Source organism: Shewanella sp. GutCb, assembly GCF_002836135.1.
Lineage (GTDB): Bacteria > Pseudomonadota > Gammaproteobacteria > Enterobacterales > Shewanellaceae > Shewanella.
Window position 1 is genome coordinate 58,464 of the sequence record NZ_PJBL01000023.1, and the last position, 18,633, is coordinate 77,096.

Sequence of the window (18,633 nt, forward strand, 5' to 3'; positions counted from 1 at the left end):
GATTTTAGTGATCGTATACCCCTCTCTATCAATTCTATAGGGCGTCGTGAGAGGGAACATTGATCAGGTTTGAGTTGGTTGATAATGTCAACAGATTGGGAAGCGGACATAAAAAATCCGAGACCTGAAAATAGGACTCGGATTTTGCAATATTTAGAAATTCAGTTAACTGCTTGAAAAATATAAATGATCGGCATTAACTCGATGAATGTCTTTTTATATCTCTGTTTAGCTAAACAAACTTAGAAAGCTTGAGTGAATGATACCCAGTAAGAACGACCAATAAGGTCATAAGTATTGTGATCATAATCACCACTAGCATCAAATCTTGGGTCTTCGTCGGTTAAGTTATTAACACCAGCCGACACACTGTTGTTCCAAGGCATATTGTATGTGTAGCTCACCGTATGGTACACAATAGAATCAATTTGATAGCTGCTGCCATCTTCGTTGTCATCTGTCGTTGATTGATGATCAATATAATCTGCTTGATAGAATAAACTATGATCCCCGACTAAGTAGTTAGCGGTAAAGTTGACGCGATCATCGGGGTAGTCTTGAGTACCGCTCCAGTTACGAGAGATAGTTTGTACGCCACCTTCAGGGCTTGAATCGGTATACTTAACATAATGCGACCAAGCAAGATCGAGTTTAAAATCACCCATTTCAGTTTCAAAGGTAGACGCAAACTTAGTATCAACACCTTGACGCTCACTAAGACCAATATTTTGTAAAACATTACTGATTGCCGTTAGCTTACCAGCACCATTCTGGCTCACTGATGTACCAGGGTAGATAGCACTGACATCTGATCGCGGTTGACCAGCATCATCAGCAGCTTTCCATAATTCAGCTTGAGTACGGGTGATCTCACTATTATTCAAAGAACTAATCAAACCATCAGTTTCTAGTGACCAGTAATCCACTGACATATTGAAGTTATCAGTGATATCCCACACCACACCGACGTTATAGCTTTCTGACTCTTCAGGGCCTAAGTTTTCATTGCGCTCAATTGAAACAGGAACATTGTCTTCAATATCACAACCATCAATGCCTAAGCCATCTTCATAGCACTTAAGATAGTTAGTTACATCATTATAGCCAACACTGGTCGATTGATTCAGATCTTCCAGCGTCGGTGCTCTAAAGCCAGTTCCCCATGAAGCACGAAGTAACAACGGCTCTAATACGTTATAGCGGACAGATACTTGTGGGTTAAACGTACCACCAAAATCAGAGTAATCATCATAACGAGCAGCAAGGTTTAGTTCTAAATTGTCGAGAATAGGGAAAGCCATTTCCATAAATATAGCTTTAACATCACGCTCACCACTGCCACCAGCACCGCCGCTACCACCGGCGATTAATCCTGCTTCATCAAGCGCATCAACTTGTGAGTCGAGCTTTTCTTCACGATACGATGCGCCAACATACAAACCTGTAGCGCCGCCAGAGAGTTCGAACAGTTCGAAACTTAGGCCGCCATCAACTTCTAATGCGCTACTTGTTAGGCGAGCATCTGAGTTGGCTGTTGCGCCACCTGGCATCTCTGAGTTTGGATCGCGTGGATCCCAACCTTCAAATGAGTTACTAGTATCATCCCAAGCACCGACAAGATCGGTTGTTGCACCAATCAATTGATAACCCGTTCCCCACTTAAATACATCATACTTGTTGTATGACACGGACGCGTTCCAATCGAAACTGTCTGTTGTGCCATCAAGACCCACTAAGAAATCATAGATATTATCGGTACTTTCACGAATACGATTACCCGCAGTATCAAAACGGTACAACATTGCACCGCCTTCAGGTACTGCACGAAGATCTAGCCCTTCAGCCGTTGTATACGCAGGCATTGCTTGTGGGAAGCTAACATAACCAGGAATAGGAGCAGACACGTCAGTTGTGGTATTTGACGCCCAATAGGCACGCGCTGTTAGCTCAATATCATCACTGATGTTGTATGAGTAATTTAGCAGCGTTGAAGTACGCTCTTGATCAACATCGTTATACGCAGCCTTAGTATAATCGTAGGCGCAAGAGGTTTCACCTGCATATTTACTATCTGTTAGTGGGCCTGTGAAGTTATCACCATACACATCTGCACAGTTTAAATCTGTATTAGTAAATGGAGTTTGGTATTCCCAGCCGCCATTAGGCCCCATGTCAATTGTACGGCCTGTTTGGCTTAGGCCAATCCAGCTTCTGTAGTCGCTTGGATCTTCTCCATCTTTTACATGAGCTGCTGTATATGGGCGATCAGCAAAGGTAATACCTGTTTTCTTGAAATGCTCAATAGTGAACATCAAGTTGCCTTTCTCTGAGCTCAGACCACCGGTAAATGATGCTGAGTGATTATCACCACCACCGTCGGCAGAAGGTTCTTCTGCGCGAAGCTTAACTTCGACACCTTCAAAATCTTTTTTCAAGATGATGTTGATCACACCTGCGATAGCATCAGTACCATAAATCGCAGAGGCACCATCAGATAAAATCTCAATACGTTCAACGGCTGCAGTTGGAATGGTATTGATGTTAGTGGCACCGCCACCTAAGACTGGAGACTTAGCCATACGCTTGCCATCAAGCAAAGTAAGAGTGTGGCTAGCAGATGCACCTTTAAGCTGAATTGTCGCTTGAGATGACCAACTGTTGTTTGATGTGCCGCCGTATGAACCAAATGAGTTCAGCGTTGATGCTCTAAGTGCATCACCTACAGTAGAGAAACCCGCAACGGCCATATCTTCAGCGGTAATGGTTGTTATAGGGCTTGCGCCTTCCATATCAACACGCTTTAGGCGTGAACCAGTAACTTCAATGCGTTCTACAGTATCATCACTTTCTGCAGCATAAACAGGTGTAGACAGGGCTACAACACCACCACATACCAAGCTAACTAGCTTAGCCACTTTATTAAATTTCATACTTCCATCTCCAATAATATATTTTTTATAAGTCCAATGTTCAGTCAACTTTGATGGTAAAGACCAAAAAAACACAACTAAAGAACATGGCTGCAACATTAGTAGCACATATTGTATTTTGCATGCAATATATTGTATTCCTTTGCGTTTGTTTTTATGCGTAAAAATGGAGTGATTATGCAATGGCTATTTGTTGGTGAAATATAAGCGTTTGATGAAATGCATTGTTAAAAACAATCAGTAGCCGCCGTCCAGTAAAGTGAATGGCAGTTATTCAGGGGGAATGGGAAAGGCTGTTTATTTGATGTTGTCTAGATTGAATGTAACTAGAAATGCAGTCTGAATAAAAAGTATTAAGATATGTCGGAATGGAATATACGAGATTTTCGAGGGTTAAAGTTTAACAAATGTAATAATAAAAAGGATCCAAGTACGCTAATGCCGATAGATTAAGCATATTCACTTTTCTCAAAGGGTTACGCCTGATTGCCGGAGGAAAGACCGAGTTCATCGAGGTTCTAGGAGCCAGCTCCGAGCCATGTTTAAGAATGATTTAAGGTGTCAATAAGGGCAAACCGACTTACAGCCTCATAATATGAGCTAAAACTCAACGGATACGGTAGATAGTCCCTTTAGCGCGTTAACTGCCACTTCTAGCGGTTTTTTGTCATTAACTTAATGTGCTTGGAGCAACAAATCGTTCGTTTTCTCTATCGTCTATGTAGATTATAGTAACAACATTAAACGCCAATTTATCCTTATATATTAGATCGTTATGCTAGATGTAAAGTTGTTAACTATAATCGTAATATCTATTTTTATCAGCGAGGTGGTTGGAGTCTGAATACATTTGTTTTTTCGATTATAAGAGGGCGCCAGTTAGTTAGGTCTTAATTTGATGAGATTTGCGTTGTTGATAGCCTCAATAGCTTGAAAGCTGGAATAAAAAAACCGAGACCTAGAAATAGGACTCGGATTCTGAAGCATCTAGAAGAGCAGTAGGCTGAACGATAAATGATCAGCTCTGATGCTTGGGTTTTAGTCTATAGGCTTATTGTTTACTGAAGGTTTTCAGCATCACTAAATTCGCCTTGGAACAGAGCTGAAGAAAGGTAGCGCTCTGCAGCTGATGGTAATATAACCACAATATTCTTACCTTCAAACTCTGGTAATGCGGCAATGCGGTTAGCAGCAACTACAGCAGCTCCCGATGAGATCCCAACTAAAATCCCTTCTTCTTGCATAAGACGATGCGCCATCTCAATCGAATCTTCATTAGAAACCGCTTCAACACGATCAATAAGGTCAAGATCTAAGTTACCTGGAATGAATCCGGCGCCGATACCTTGAATTTTATGTGGTCCAGGTTGAATCGTTTGACCCGCGAGCGTTTGCGCGATGACCGGTGAATCAATCGGCTCAACCGCTACTGAGGTAATCGCTTTGCCTTGGGTGTTCTTTATATAGCGGCTAATACCGGTAATTGTGCCACCAGTACCTACGCCAGCGACAATGACATCAACTTCGCCGTCAGTATCATTCCAAATTTCAGGGCCGGTCGTTTTCTCGTGAATTTCCGGGTTTGCAGGGTTATTAAACTGCTGCAATAGCACGAATTTTTCAGGTGCCGACTGACGAATTTCTTCTGCTTTGTCGATGGCGCCCTTCATTCCCTTAGCGCCCTCAGTCAGCACAACATTTGCACCTAATGCTTTAAGCAATTTACGGCGTTCTAAACTCATGGTGTTAGGCATGGTTAATGTCAGCTTATAACCTCTTGCTGCTGCAACGTAAGCAAGCGCGATACCTGTGTTACCTGATGTGGGTTCGATAAGCTCTTTGTCTTGGGTCAATATGCCTTTTTTCTCTGCGTCCCAAATCATATTCGCGCCAATACGGCACTTAATGCTAAAACTTGGGTTGCGCGCTTCAATCTTGGCAAGAACATTACCATTGCTAACACGGTTTAAACGGACCAGTGGGGTGTTACCGATTGTGTATGAATTATCTTCAAAAATTTTGCTCATGGGCTGCTTGCTCCTTAATATGCATGGGTAAAGCATAATCGTCTTTCGCGGCAATAGAAGTGATTGTTTGTTCTTCGTTATGCTTTTTGGTTATTAAAGGTATTACTGTTATATGTATTCAATAGTATTTCTATTGGATTCAATTGTTAACCTAACGTTAACGCGGTGGTAGTATACGCTTTTGAGTAAACAATCCGCCCTAGTGACTGGAAAGTATAGATGAATAAATCACACACCGATAATGCGATAGATCCTAAATCATTAGTCACTCCTTATGCCTTTAAAATAGCCCCAAATGTACTTTACAAACCGTTAGCTAGCCCTTTAAAACGTATATTAGCAATTATTGTCGACGGTTTGCTTGTTGCTGCTTTGGCCGAAAATGCGGGTTGGGTCTTTGTATTAATGGTCGCTATCACTGTGGTGGTCCAAAAAAGAAGCCGCACTATGGGGAAGGCTGTAAAGTGGGCACTTTACGCTTTGATGTTGGTTGGAATGATATTTGCGCTGGTAAATTACCAAGAGGAAAACCGCGATAGCATACAACAGAGCGGAGAAGTCCAAACGATAAACCCTCAAGGAGGTTCTGGTTCTGAAACGTTGCAAACATTGACAGAATTAAGCAATTACTTGCCTGAGATAATTTTTGCTAGTCAGTGCCAAGACTATGAATGCGCTCAACAACGTTTAGTTTCTGTTAAAGATGCGTTATCACATTCCAACCTATCGGCAATTGAGCAAACCCGAATATTACAAGAACTTATCAATGATCTGCCTTTATCTGAGCAAGAAAATAATGCATTGAATGCTCAGTTAATAGAAACAGCCATCAAAGAATTGCCGATAAAGAGCAATGATGAGTCTATCGCCGCTGAAGCCTTCATCGGAGACAGCGTAACAGATGCACCAGCGAAGGTTGATCAAGACGATTGGCAGGCAGAGGCTGATGATAGTGACTCAGGTTCGAACAGCGCTGAAGACCCCAAATCAAGCCCATTAGCTTGGTTAATCGGTTCACTCAATGATCTGGGATTAGGCTTTGGTTGGGCTGCTTTTTACTTCACGGTGTTTACGGCGTGGTTTGATGGACAAACACTGGGTAAGAAGCTGTTGGGGATCAGTGTTATTCAGCTCGATGGTTCCAAAATTACCTTATGGGCGGCCTTTGGGCGATATGGCGGTTATGCCGCTGGTTTTACTACTGGCTTATTAGGTTTCATCCAAATATTTTGGGACGCTAACAGACAAGCGATACAAGATAAGATTTCTGCCACCGTTGTTATTGATTTAAGAAAGATCCCACTTGAACATCCAGAGGACAAAATAACGGTTAACACGCTAAATGCACCCACTCATACAAAAGTTGCAGCTAAGTAGTATTATGTATACCGTTTCAGGCAAGTAAACGTTAAGCTGAATACGAAAAGAGACAACATGTTTCGTATGATCAACTATTTAATGGAATTGGTATTACAGATGTAGTTTTCCCTTTCGATATGGAAACTTAATCATTAAAGAGTCTTTTATAAAGGCCGATTAAGGGACGTAGAGAAGCTGTAAGGGATTTAAGGAGAGTGAAGTTGCGGATCTTAGTGGTTGAAGATAGCCAAGTTGTATCAAGGGTAATGCGTCATTTAATAACCCAAGAATTAGATTGTGTGGTCGATGTCGCTCCCGATATGGCGAGTGCGAAAAAGCTATTATTAGAAAATGATTACTTTGTCGCGGTAACGGATCTCAATCTTCCAGACGCGCAAGACGGAGAGATAGTAAAGCTGGTGCTTGCGCAGCAACTCCCTTGTATCGTATTAACGGGGAGCTGGAACCCTCAAGAACGTTCACGACTTTTGCAATTGGGTATCGTCGATTATGTGCTAAAAGAGAACCGCTTTAGCTATGAATATACGGCCAAGTTGGTAAAGCGTTTACAGCGTAACCAAAGCGTTAAAGTACTGGTAGCAGACGATTCATTAGTGAGTCGTAAGTTTATTCGCAGTTTATTAGAGCAGCATCTGTTTCAGGTTATCGAAGCCGATGACGGCTTAGCCGCGCTCGATATTCTCAAAGGTAACGCCGATATTAAACTGCTTATTACCGATTACAACATGCCACGATTAGATGGTTTTGGACTGATCATTAAAGTTAGAGAGCAGTTCAGTCGAGAAGATATGGCGATTATTGGTTTGTCGAGTGACAGTGATGAAAGTCTGTCGGCTCGATTTATTAAAAATGGCGCGAATGACTTCTTACAAAAGCCCTTTGTTCATGAAGAGTTCCATTGTCGGGTGCTCAACACGCTTGATGCCTTAGACATGATGGCAAAACTTTGGGAACAAGCCAATTTAGATTATCTTACCAATGTATTTAATCGACGTTATTTCTTTAGTTTATATGAAGACAAGTTACCTGTAATCGTTCGAAATCAAAGGATGCTGTCTTTAGGGTTAATGGATATCGACTTTTTCAAAAAAGTGAATGATACCTATGGCCATGATGTCGGTGATGAAGTTCTTATAGAATTCGCGGCGCGATTAAAGCAGTCTTTTTCACAGCACTTTACCGTAGCTAGATTCGGCGGTGAAGAGTTTGTTATTGGTTTTAAAGGACTTAGTGTCGAGAAAACATTTGCATTGTTAGACCGATTTAGAATGCAGCTGGAGAGCAAACCTGTAACGACCAGCAAAGGAGACTTGACGATTACTGTCAGCACTGGAGTCGCAAGTTTTATTGTGGGTGAGAGCGTTGACGACATGCTACAACGCGCTGATGTCGCATTATATGAAGCAAAATCGAGTGGACGTAATTTGGTGTGTATAGCGTAATATTAACCACGTGATTAAAATGATTAAGGGCTTAACGATTTTGTTTAAGCCCTTTTTGTTGGCTGCTTTATATTTTCAAAATACTGATTTATAATGTTATTATTTAAAGTTCTAGAGGATCCAGGCATAACTCATTTTCATGAAATAGGTTTCTTCAGTTTTCATTAATGAGTCAATAGAATCGTTAGATTTTAAGCCATCAGAGTAGCCTACATAAAATACGCTCTGTGGGTTAAGCTTGTAGCCATAAAGGATCTCGTTACCCAAGTCTTGCTGCACCTTATTCGGTGAGCTGTACAGGTAAAGGCTCGGATCTCTTTCAATATGGGTGTAAACGCTAGATAGTCGAATAAAGTTGTGAATATCGATATACCAGCTCAATCTTAGGTCACTTAAATTGGCGGTGAACAAGCGTGCGTCATCCACATCCATGGTGCGGTAGACATGCGACACATCGAGTTCTATCGAATCGGTTACATTCCAACTAACGCCTGGATTAAGCAGGAACTTAGTCCCCAATTGGTCATTAGCAAAATCGATACTATCACCGTAATCAATGTCCACTTCTAGAAACAATGTGCGAGTGGGTTTCATATTGGCGTAGAACCAGCCCATTGTTTCGTCAAACATCTGGCTGTTATTATTGACCGCTAGACTGGCGCTATCATGGCGTCTCCCCACACGTTGACGATTCGTTAACCCAAACGCAGTGTAGCTTTGCCATAACCCCTCAAATTCAAGCTTTCCTTCGGCTTCTTGTTCTAGTTTCTCACCCGCTTGATTATGGCTAATGTCCCAATCTCCACTGAGTCTAATTTTGTTGAAGCTGCTGTCTTGTGGATACCAGGTGTAGCCCCCCCCAATGACTAGTTTACTAAAATCGACTTTTTCAATAAAGCCTAAGTCAGCTCTAAAGTCCTCAGCCACTGACTGATACTGCGCTACAGTGTTCCAATTGCGGGTTTCATGCTCATACTTTGCTAAATACATATCACCATTAATGGCATCGGCACTATTTGTGCGCAAAACTCGCTCATTAATACCGCAGTCATTTAAATCACAATCGGTTTCCGGTAAACAGTCGCTGTTACTGCATAAGGTTTGTGACAACCCCAGTGGATACTGAGTATCAGAAACTACATATTGTCCGGTAAATGTATCTTGATCTGTGGGTTGGTACTTAACGTCAACACTGGTGACATAGTTATGATAGTTATCACTGGTTTTGGCAGTGACCAAGGCGCCCATTGACAGCTCCTTACCGACGTCATAACGGTAACGGCCTGCAAAGTTCTGACTTTTTTCATCAATAGTGGCGATATCAGAGCTTAAGTTGCCTGGTACCAGAAAATTAGTGGTGCTGTCGTTGGTCGCCAGTGTGGCAAAGGTATGGTCACCGACTCTACTCGTGAGTTTGAGTCCATAATCGGGGGAGACAATATTGCGGGTATGCAGCAGGTTTAATTGCGTATCAAAGTAATCTTTATTATCGAGGAAAAAGGCACGCTTCTCTGGATAAAATAGTGCAAAAGTGCTGTTAATATCGAGCTGACCAGCATCTGCTTCTACTTGGGAAAAATCAGGGTTTATGGTTGCACTTAATAAGGTACTTGGGGTGATCCCCCAGCGAATATCTAGACTAGGTTCAACGTTGTTTTCACTGTCCCAATCACTATTTAATGCATGTGGACGCAGGCTATTTCGATTAAAAACGACGGATGGAGTGATCTGTAAATCGTTGCCTTGCTCTAGATTCGTCATGCCGCTCATCACCCCAAATTGACACAGCTGACAACTGTTGTTTCGGTCAATTTTGTGGCTTGATATTCGATGCTGCTCATTTCGTGGGTAAAATCTAACCAGTTCGATGCCCCACTTTTTCTGGTCGGTATTATCAAAATTGAGAACTCTAAAGGGCAGTTCAATTTCAACTTGGTAGCCGGTTGCTGTTCGTGTTGCAGCAGAATACCAAATGCCATCCCAAGCATCACTTTCATCTCCGGTGAGTTCATTCTCAATCGAGTCGATTTGCACACCGTAGGCGTTAACAAAGAACTGATAAGCCAATCGAGCATCATTAAAAGTATCGAGCTTTATACCGACTAAATCATCACCCCAAACATTGTCACGATCACTCAGATTGGCTCTGATCTGAGAGGGGTTGGAGTCATAGGCAGTAAATGCTAGAAATAGGCTGGTATCGGTTGAGTAGAGCTTAACCTCCGTTTTTACGGGGGCGGTAATGTTTTCCCCAGGGCTGGTTTCGATTGTTATTTGAGTCGACACAGCATTTTTCCACTGTGGCTCATTAAATTCACCATCTACCTCAATGTTACCTGTGAGCGATGGAATTTGAATATTGAATTGACTTTCTTGTCCGGCGTTTGCCTTCAAGGAGCAGGTCGAAATAGCGACAAGCAGTGACGTCGCGAAAATAGTGGCTTTATTCATTTGTTTTTATTATTGAAAGCTAGGCGTTTAGGTGGGTGAATTGTAAAGGAAGTGCGTGTTAAAAAGGTAGGCTATTTGTTACAAATGTTGTCTGAGGGTAGGCAGTTGCTAACATTAGAGTAAACAACCGTTAAGCCATGAATCAACCTGGTTTAACGGCGTTAATCGGGTATTTACAGCGAGTTACTCTGGTGCGATAGCGCTGTTTTTGTATGCTTCACGATATTTATCAACCCACATTGAAGTAGCACCACAAATCGCTACTGGCATCACAACGAAGTTGAGGATTGGGATCATCGAAAACAGAGTGACTGCAGCACCAAAGCTGAAGCTAGTGCCTTTTGTTTGATTAAGGGCAAATTTCATCTCAGGGAAAGGCACTTTATGGTTATCAAAAGGATAGTCACAGTATTGAATTGCCATCATCCATGCACTAAAGAGAAACCATAAAACGGGCGCGACTGTTTGACCGACAAAAGGCAGTAAAAACAGCAGCAAAAAAACAATGGCGCGCGGCAGATAATATTTAAGTTTTATCCATTCTCGACCAAAAATCCGCGGTAAATCTTTGATTAAATCGATTCCCCCCCCAGTATTGAGCGGCTTGCCCGTTAAGAGCTGTTCTACCTTTTCCGCCAGCAAACCGTTAAACGGAGCCGCTAGCCAGTTCATCACTGAGCTAAACACAAAAGACAACACCACTAATAATGTCAGCACTGCTAGTGGCCATAAAAGAAAATTCAACCACGTTAAGTATTCAGGGAGTTGGCCCGTTAGCCAAGCGAATACTTGCTCCAATTGCCCGAAAGCAAAATAGATCAAGCCTGCAAAGATCACTAAGTTGATAGCAAGCGGGATAAACACAAAGCGCCTTAGTCCGGGTCGTTTAATTAAACTAAAGCCTTCTAAGAAGTAATTAACACCGCTTTTTTTTGTTACTGGATTGGTTTTATTCATAGAATTCTTTTTAGCTAAAATTGCGCATTAGCACGATTGTGAGTCAGTCGGATTTTATCCGCAAGTGAAAAGCCGTTAATCACTGATAAAAAACGTTACAAAATGCTGTTAGCTTTGGTAAAGTTAGCATCGGAATAACCCCATCAAACTTAGTCGCTAAATAAATTAGCGTGGAAGTGACCAAAACGGCATCATGAGACTTAAACAGATAAAACTTGCCGGATTCAAGTCATTCGTCGATCCAACCAAAATTCCCTTACCAAACCCTTTGAGCGCCATTATTGGTCCAAATGGTTGTGGAAAATCAAATATTATTGACGCTGTGCGCTGGGTGCTGGGTGAAAGCTCAGCTAAACATCTTCGTGGCGACTCTATGGTTGACGTTATTTTTAACGGTTCAACAGCGAGAAGACCAGTATCAGTCGCCAGTGTAGAGCTATTATTTGATAATCAAGATAATCGACTTGCTGGGGAATATGCCAGTTATCAAGAGATAGCGATAAAAAGGCAAGTGAGCCGAGATGGCGACTCTAATTATTTTCTAAATAATCAAAAGTGTCGTCGTAAAGATATTACCGATCTCTTTATGGGGACCGGGCTTGGCCCTCGAAGTTACGCCATTATCGAGCAGGGAACGATTTCTCGTCTAATTGAGTCCAAGCCGCAAGAGCTTAGGGTATTCATTGAAGAAGCTGCGGGGATCTCTCGCTATAAAGAGCGTCGACGTGAAACTGAAAACCGGATCCGACATACTCGAGAAAACCTATCACGGCTGGGCGATATTCGCTCTGAACTGGGTAAGCAATTAGAGAGGCTCGCTGAGCAAGCTCAAACGGCGAAGCAATATAGAGAGTTAAAGCAATCTGAACGTCAATGCGAATCTGAGCTGGTGGTATCTCGTTACCATGAGCTTAATCAGCAAATAGAGGGTTTTAACCTTCAGATTGGTAAGTTGGAAGTGCAGCAAGCCAGTCTATTAGCAGAGAAACAGACGCTTGAATTGAGTTTGACTGAGTTAAGCTTGCAATTAAGTGAGTTGGACAGCCGCGAGCATGAGCAAGTTGAAGCCTTTTACTTGTCCAAAACACATATTGCCAAGCTTGAGCAATCGATGAAACATCGTGAGCAGCAAAATGACAGTTTAAATCAACGACTGCGAGAGATCACAAAGCAAGTAGAGTTACATCAAACCGGACTCCATAGCGACAGTCAAACCCAGACTCAGCTTAAAGAACAACAGCAACAATCTCAGCCAGAAATGGAAGGTTTGCAACATCAAGTTGCCAACGAATCAGCTCAATTAGTACAAGCTACTCAACGCAATAGTGAGCTTTCAGAGCAGTTTCAGTTAGACAGTAGTACAGAGGCTAAAGCGCATTTAGCCGTTGAGATGAATCGAAGTAAACTTAATCACAGTGTCAATGAGTTTGCTCAAAAGCAAAAGCTCGTCGCTAGGCTGACGGAAAAAGCGCAACAGCTCAACGAAAAGCTTGCTGAGCTTAAGGCTAACGCGTTAACGAGTCAGTGCGATACGCTAATGACAGAGACCGAAGGTGAACAAGAGGTTTATGACGAGCTGAGTTTCAATATTGAAACTCGTCAAAGCGCAAGCGATGCGCTTAAAATTGAACTTGAATCCGTTAAAGTCAAATTAGCCGATGAAAAAGGGCGTTTGTCCGTAGTTTCGCAGTTACTGCCTAACGAAAATGACATTGCCTGCACTCAGCTATGGCAAGTTATTGAGGTGACTCCTGGTTGGGAGCGCTCGGTCGATTTATTACTGTCCAATGTGCTTAACTCTCCTGTACTCCTCGACGATGTTACTGAAATAACCACTGGGTTTAACGCTAACCCAATGACTAACCATGTGATTAATACGCCGGTGAATTTACAACCATGGTTAAGCCAGGTTAAATGGCTAGAAACTAAAGATGAAGCCATACAGCAACGCACGGTACTCGCTGAACATGAGATGTTTGCTACCGCCGACGGTTATCTTGTTGGGGCTGACTTTATCGTTGAAAAAACGGCGGAGTCAAGCTCGTTAGTGCAACTTAAGAATGAATACAGCGCACTTATCGAAGCCGTAGACAATACCGAAAACAACTTAAGCTCGTTGACACAAGCACTGTCTAAGCAAGCGCAAGAGCTAGAACCATTAGTCACAGTTCAGCAGCAAAAACATCAACAGATCCAAGCGCAAAAAGTGATTCTAGCGGGATTGCAGTCGCAAGTGAAAGCGATGCAACATGCTATAAATGACACTGATGAGCGGCACAAACAGTTACTGCAAGAGCTGACAGAAACCAGTCAAGAGCAGCAACAGCTATCGACTCAGAAAATGCAGTTACAACAGGATGCCCTAGCGTTACAACATACTTTTGAGCAAGCTCAAAAAAGAAAGCAGACCGCTGAAACCGACAAACTCGCGGCATCTACGTTGCTCAATAAACTTAAAGCCTTGCTAAGCAGCTCTGAGCAGTCACTTAAAACGCGACTTAAAACTGAACAAACTACCCAGACTCAACTCGCTTTAATAGGGCAAAAGGTTAATCACCAGCAGCAACGACTTGAAGAGCTTGAGCACAACGAAAAGCAAGTGCTAGCGCAACTGGGTGATAAAGAGAGTGGTAGCGCCAATCATAATACACTTCCAATAAAAACGCAGTTAGCGCAAGCATTGGAAGTTCAACAAGTGAAACAGCAAGCATTGAGTGGTATTAGACAGCAACAGGCAGGCCTTCAAGAACGGTGCGATAGCGCTGGAGCGAATAAAAAACAACAGCTTGTAAAGATTGAAGACTTGACTCAGAACATGAGCACGTTAAAGTTACGTCGTGAAGGTTTAAAAGGGCAAATCGACAGCCAGTTCAGCCTAATAAATGAGCAGGGTATCGATGTTGAGCAGGTATTGTTAAAACTCGATGCGAATCGTACCACTTTATGGCGTCAAAAAGAGTTAGAACGTTTACGAGCTCGAATAGTGCACTTAGGGGCGATAAACCTCGCCGCTATTGAAGAGTTTGATCAACAAAACGAGCGTAAAAGCTATTTAGATAGCCAAGATGAAGACTTAAATTCCGCATTGAGTAGCTTGGAAGAAGCGATTCGGAAAATTGATACCGAAACCAAAAGTAAATTTAAAGATACTTTTGAGAAAGTGAATAAAGATTTAGGCATTTTATTTCCAAAAGTATTTGGAGGCGGGAGTGCCTATTTAGCGTTAACGGGTGACGATCTTCTGGAAACCGGCGTCACGATTATGGCTCGGCCACCGGGTAAAAAGAATAGTACAATCCATCTTCTTTCTGGTGGAGAAAAAGCGTTAACGGCTTTATCATTAGTTTTTGCTATTTTCAGATTGAATCCAGCACCTTTTTGTATGTTGGACGAAGTTGATGCACCTTTGGATGATGCCAATGTTGAACGATTCTGTCGTTTAGTAAAAGAGATGTCCCAAAGCGTACAATTTATATATATTAGTCATAACAAGATCACCATGGAATTGGCCGATCAACTTATCGGTGTGACTATGCATGAGCCCGGCGTTTCGCGCATTGTGGCGGTAGATATCGATGAAGCGGTGGCGTTAGCCGACGCTGGATGAACATAGGAATTACAGGGTAACCAATGGAAAATTTGCAACTGGTATTGCTTCTTTTAGGGGCGATAGCGATTATTGCCGTACTTGTGCATGGTTTTTGGTCTATAAGAAAGCAACAACCTAAAGGGTTCAAACAAAGCCCTATGACCGATATCAATCGAGAGCGCAGAGATTCTCAAGGTTTCGATAACGATGGTATCGGCGAAGTGAGGATCATCAAGGCGCAAAGTGATGAATCAACGGTCACTGAGCAGAGCATTGAGCCATTAATGGCAGAAGCGGGCGCAACGGCTAATGTCGACACTGTATTTGAATCCAATGTTGATACCACATTTAGTTTAACTGAAGCGCCAACTCAAAAAGCCGCTCGCGCAGCAAAAACGACTCGAGTAGAGCCTTCTCTATCAGAAGCTGAACCTGACGTGCTTACGGAAGACACACCGATTCAACCGTCATTATTTGGTGCTGACGAATCAATATTAAGCACTGAAGCGGCCCAAGAAAGTTTTGTTGCAGACGAGGTAGAGCAAGAGCAACCTTTAGGTGAACCACAAGATGTGTTGGTATTACATGTGGTGGCTAAAGAGGGTGAAGAGCTTAACGGTGCAGAATTATTACCTTGCTTACTGACATTGAACTTTAAATTTGGTGAGATGAATATATTCCATCGCCATGAAGACAATGCAGGGACCGGGAAAGTGTTATTTTCAATGGCTAACATGGTTAAGCCTGGTGTATTTGACCCCGATAGCATGGAGCAGTTCTCGACCCAAGGCGTAGTGTTGTTTATGACATTACCTTGTCACGGCGACGCACTGAGAAACTTCTCTATTATGCTTAACTCAGCTCATCAAATTGCAGATGATCTCAGCGGCATTGTACTTGATGGTGGCCGCGATACGTGGCTCGATAGTACGAAACAGAATTATATTCAACGAATTAGAGCGCAGGTTTAACGCAGAGCCAACTTATTAGTTAAACCGGTTTTTAAAAGGTCGCTTCGGCGGCCTTTGTTATTATGTGGACAAAATAAATGCAAGCTATTGAACTAGAAATCGCAGCACTGACTAGCCAACTTAATCAGCACAATTACCATTACTATGTAGATGATAATCCTACTATTCCAGATGCTGAATACGATAGATTACTTAGACGCCTTAACGAACTTGAGATCCAATACCCTGAATTAGCGAGTGCAGCCTCTCCCACACAACGTGTTGGCGGTGAGGCGTTGGCGAAGTTTGATCAAATAACTCACTTAAAGCCGATGCTGAGTTTAGATAATGTGTTTGATGAAGCTGAATTTAGCGCATTTCATTCCAGAATTGCCGATAAAGTGGGTACGGACCTTAGTTATTGTTGCGAGCCTAAACTCGACGGTTTAGCGGTGAGTATTGTTTATCGTGATGGCGTATTTGAGCGTGCAGCCACCCGTGGCGATGGCCAAACGGGCGAAAATATCACTGAGAATGTACGTACTATAAAGTCGATACCATTAACGCTACGTGGTGATAAATTTCCTCCACTGGTTGAAGTTCGTGGTGAAGTGATTATGCCGCACCAAGCATTTGATGCACTTAACAAACGCGCATTAGCTAAAGGTGACAAGCTGTTTGTTAACCCTCGTAATGCGGCTGCAGGGAGTTTGCGTCAGTTAGACAGTAAAATTACAGCCAGTCGTGCCTTAGGTTTTTATGCTTATGCGTTAGGGGTGGTTGAGCCTGAAACGTGGGAGCTTGCCGACAGTCATTATGGCCAACTTGAACAATTACGCTCTTGGGGCGTGCCAGTCAGTCAAGAAGTTAACGTCTGCGACTCGATTGCCGAGGTGATGGAATATTACAATGATATTCAACTGCGTCGCAGTGGCTTAGCGTTTGAAATCGACGGTGTGGTGATTAAAGTTAATCAAATCGCGCATCAGTTGAGCCTTGGCTTTGTGGCTAAAGCCCCTCGTTGGGCTACCGCGTTTAAGTTTCCGGCACAAGAAGAGATGACGCTGTTAGAGGGCGTTGATTTCCAAGTCGGTCGTACCGGGGCTGTGACGCCAGTTGCACGTCTTAAACCGGTATTTGTCGGTGGCGTGACCGTCTCAAATGCCACATTGCATAATGCGGATGAAATCGCTCGTCTTGGGGTTAAAGTGGGCGACACGATTATTATCCGTCGCGCGGGTGATGTAATCCCACAAATCGTTGCAGTGGTGGCTGAAAAACGCCCTGAAAACGCTGAAGCTATCGAATTTCCCACGCAATGCCCAGTGTGTCAAAGCCTAGTGGAGCGTATTGAAGGTGAGGCGACAGCACGTTGCACTGGTGGACTGTTCTGTGAAGCACAGCGTAAAGAAGCCATTAAACATTTTGCCTCTCGAAAAGCGCTCGATATTGACGGTATGGGCGATAAAGTGGTTGAGCAGCTAATTGATAAGGAGCTAGTCGAAAGTCCTGCCGATCTGTTTAGGCTGACAGCATCAGCGATGACGATGCTTGAGCGCATGGGGATGAAGTCTGCGACTAAGCTTGTAGCTGCCATCAGTGTGGCAAAAGAGACCACCTTTTCCCGTTTTTTATATGCATTAGGGATCCGCGAGGTGGGCGAAGCGACGGCAGCAAACCTTGCCGCCTACTTTAAAACATTGGCTGCGCTTAAGGCCTCTAATGCAGAGGAATTTGTTAAAGTCGATGATGTTGGCACCATTGTCGCAGCACATCTTGAGCACTTTTTTGCACAGCCGCATAACCTAGAGGTTATTGATAAACTCATCGAAGCGGGCGTATCTTGGCCAGTGATTGAAGATGTTGCTGACGAGAACTTATCGCTGAAAGGGCAAACATGGGTATTAACAGGTACCTTAACGCAGCTTAACCGCAATGATGCGAAGGCACAGCTTCAAGCGTTAGGTGCAAAAGTCGCAGGCAGTGTATCGAAGAATACAGATTGTTTGGTTGCCGGCGCCGCAGCGGGCTCTAAGTTAACCAAAGCGCAAGAGCTTGGCGTAAAAGTGATTGATGAAGATGCATTGATTGTCATCTTGTCTTAAAAGTTATCATGGTCAATAAAAGCTCCTTTTTAAGGAGCTTTTTTGTGTCATAAAACTCAATCATTGAAATTGATAAGTCTGGCACCATATCTATCCTGTTGATGGTGACTTTTGCAATGGCAATGGCTTTAGTCTCGACGACGGATTTTGACTCAAAGGAGATGATTTGAATTTCAGCAATATTACTTGGCTTGACGATAAAGGCCATATTAAGCCCCCGCTGATGCTTTACCTGATATTGGTGTTTCTGGCACGGGGTTGGTGCATATTAGTGGCATCTTTAACACAAGCGAGCGATAGGGCTGGCTTGGTGGCGTTAATTTATCCACAAAAGTCCGATTTCTTGATGGCATTAATGGCGGGGGCGGGTGCCTTAGTGGTCTACGCGGTCATTATTGCGGAAAGAAAACGTACTCCTCAGTGGGTACAGCCTCTATTTCCTTACATGAAGTGGGTGTTACTGGCTTTATTGTGTATAGATGCCAGCTTACTGGTGCAACGGATATTACATTCGTACTATGTTTATAGCTGGAATGTGGGATTAGATGCGCTTTTTCTGTTTTGGAGCACGTTATATTTGTTTAATTCGAAGCGATTGACACATTATTTTTCTGATTGGACAGCACCGAATGAGTAGCCTGTGACTTTATATTTGGTTACGTCGCTAATCACACGGCTATGGATAGCGGCCTTATAGAATCGCACTTATCATGCTTTATCTTCCCGGGCTGCGAAAATGTTTAGCACCCTATTGCAGGTGGCGACAATCTTGTTTGATAACAGCCTTCGTGGACAGGCTGTA

Annotated in this window: 11 protein-coding genes; 6 read left to right on the forward strand and 5 right to left on the reverse strand. The window is 43.0% G+C overall.

Annotated features, from left to right (window positions below):
* Positions 1 to 242: 242 nt before the first annotated feature.
* Positions 243 to 2,930 (reverse strand): TonB-dependent receptor domain-containing protein, encoded by a 2,688-nt coding sequence (locus CXF86_RS13845; protein WP_102039243.1) that lies wholly within the window; start codon positions 2,928 to 2,930, stop codon positions 243 to 245.
* Between the two features lie 1,058 nt (positions 2,931 to 3,988).
* Positions 3,989 to 4,957 (reverse strand): cysteine synthase A, encoded by a 969-nt coding sequence (cysK, locus tag CXF86_RS13850; protein WP_101092142.1) that lies wholly within the window; start codon positions 4,955 to 4,957, stop codon positions 3,989 to 3,991.
* Between the two features lie 219 nt (positions 4,958 to 5,176).
* Here cysK and CXF86_RS13855 point away from each other — a divergent pair, with 219 nt between their 5' ends.
* Positions 5,177 to 6,334 (forward strand): RDD family protein, encoded by a 1,158-nt coding sequence (locus CXF86_RS13855; protein ID WP_102039244.1) that lies wholly within the window; start codon positions 5,177 to 5,179, stop codon positions 6,332 to 6,334.
* 203 nt (positions 6,335 to 6,537) lie between these two features.
* On the forward strand, positions 6,538 to 7,779 hold the full coding sequence (locus CXF86_RS13860) for a GGDEF domain-containing response regulator (RefSeq protein ID WP_101092144.1): 1,242 nt from the start codon (positions 6,538 to 6,540) through the stop codon (positions 7,777 to 7,779).
* A gap of 111 nt (positions 7,780 to 7,890) precedes the next feature.
* Here the strand turns inward: CXF86_RS13860 and CXF86_RS13865 are convergent, their stop codons facing one another.
* Positions 7,891 to 10,230 (reverse strand): carbohydrate binding family 9 domain-containing protein, encoded by a 2,340-nt coding sequence (locus CXF86_RS13865; RefSeq protein WP_102039245.1) that lies wholly within the window; start codon positions 10,228 to 10,230, stop codon positions 7,891 to 7,893.
* A gap of 183 nt (positions 10,231 to 10,413) precedes the next feature.
* Positions 10,414 to 11,187, reverse strand: a complete 774-nt coding sequence (cysZ, locus tag CXF86_RS13870) for a sulfate transporter CysZ (protein WP_101092146.1) — start codon at positions 11,185 to 11,187, stop codon at positions 10,414 to 10,416.
* Between the two features lie 193 nt (positions 11,188 to 11,380).
* Here cysZ and CXF86_RS13875 point away from each other — a divergent pair, with 193 nt between their 5' ends.
* The 3 genes from CXF86_RS13875 to ligA all read left to right on the forward strand — a co-directional run bounded on the left by CXF86_RS13875 (position 11,381) and on the right by ligA (position 17,831).
* Positions 11,381 to 14,794 (forward strand): chromosome segregation protein SMC, encoded by a 3,414-nt coding sequence (locus CXF86_RS13875; RefSeq protein WP_102039246.1) that lies wholly within the window; start codon positions 11,381 to 11,383, stop codon positions 14,792 to 14,794.
* Positions 14,795 to 14,817: 23 nt separating this feature from the next.
* Positions 14,818 to 15,747 carry a cell division protein ZipA gene (zipA, locus tag CXF86_RS13880; RefSeq protein WP_102039247.1) on the forward strand — a complete coding sequence of 310 codons (930 nt, stop codon included), beginning with the start codon at positions 14,818 to 14,820 and terminating at the stop codon, positions 15,745 to 15,747.
* Positions 15,748 to 15,824: 77 nt separating this feature from the next.
* Positions 15,825 to 17,831 (forward strand): NAD-dependent DNA ligase LigA, encoded by a 2,007-nt coding sequence (gene ligA / locus CXF86_RS13885; protein WP_101092149.1) that lies wholly within the window; start codon positions 15,825 to 15,827, stop codon positions 17,829 to 17,831.
* On the opposite strand, the gene CXF86_RS22770 is transcribed toward ligA, so the two are convergent.
* Positions 17,818 to 18,039 carry a hypothetical protein gene (locus CXF86_RS22770; protein ID WP_102043951.1) on the reverse strand — a complete coding sequence of 74 codons (222 nt, stop codon included), beginning with the start codon at positions 18,037 to 18,039 and terminating at the stop codon, positions 17,818 to 17,820. The genes ligA and CXF86_RS22770 overlap by 14 nt on opposite strands.
* Here CXF86_RS22770 and CXF86_RS13890 point away from each other — a divergent pair.
* Positions 17,998 to 18,468, forward strand: coding sequence for a DUF2919 domain-containing protein (locus CXF86_RS13890; protein ID WP_102039248.1), 471 nt, complete (start codon positions 17,998 to 18,000; stop codon positions 18,466 to 18,468). The genes CXF86_RS22770 and CXF86_RS13890 overlap by 42 nt on opposite strands.
* Positions 18,469 to 18,633: the final 165 nt, after the last annotated feature.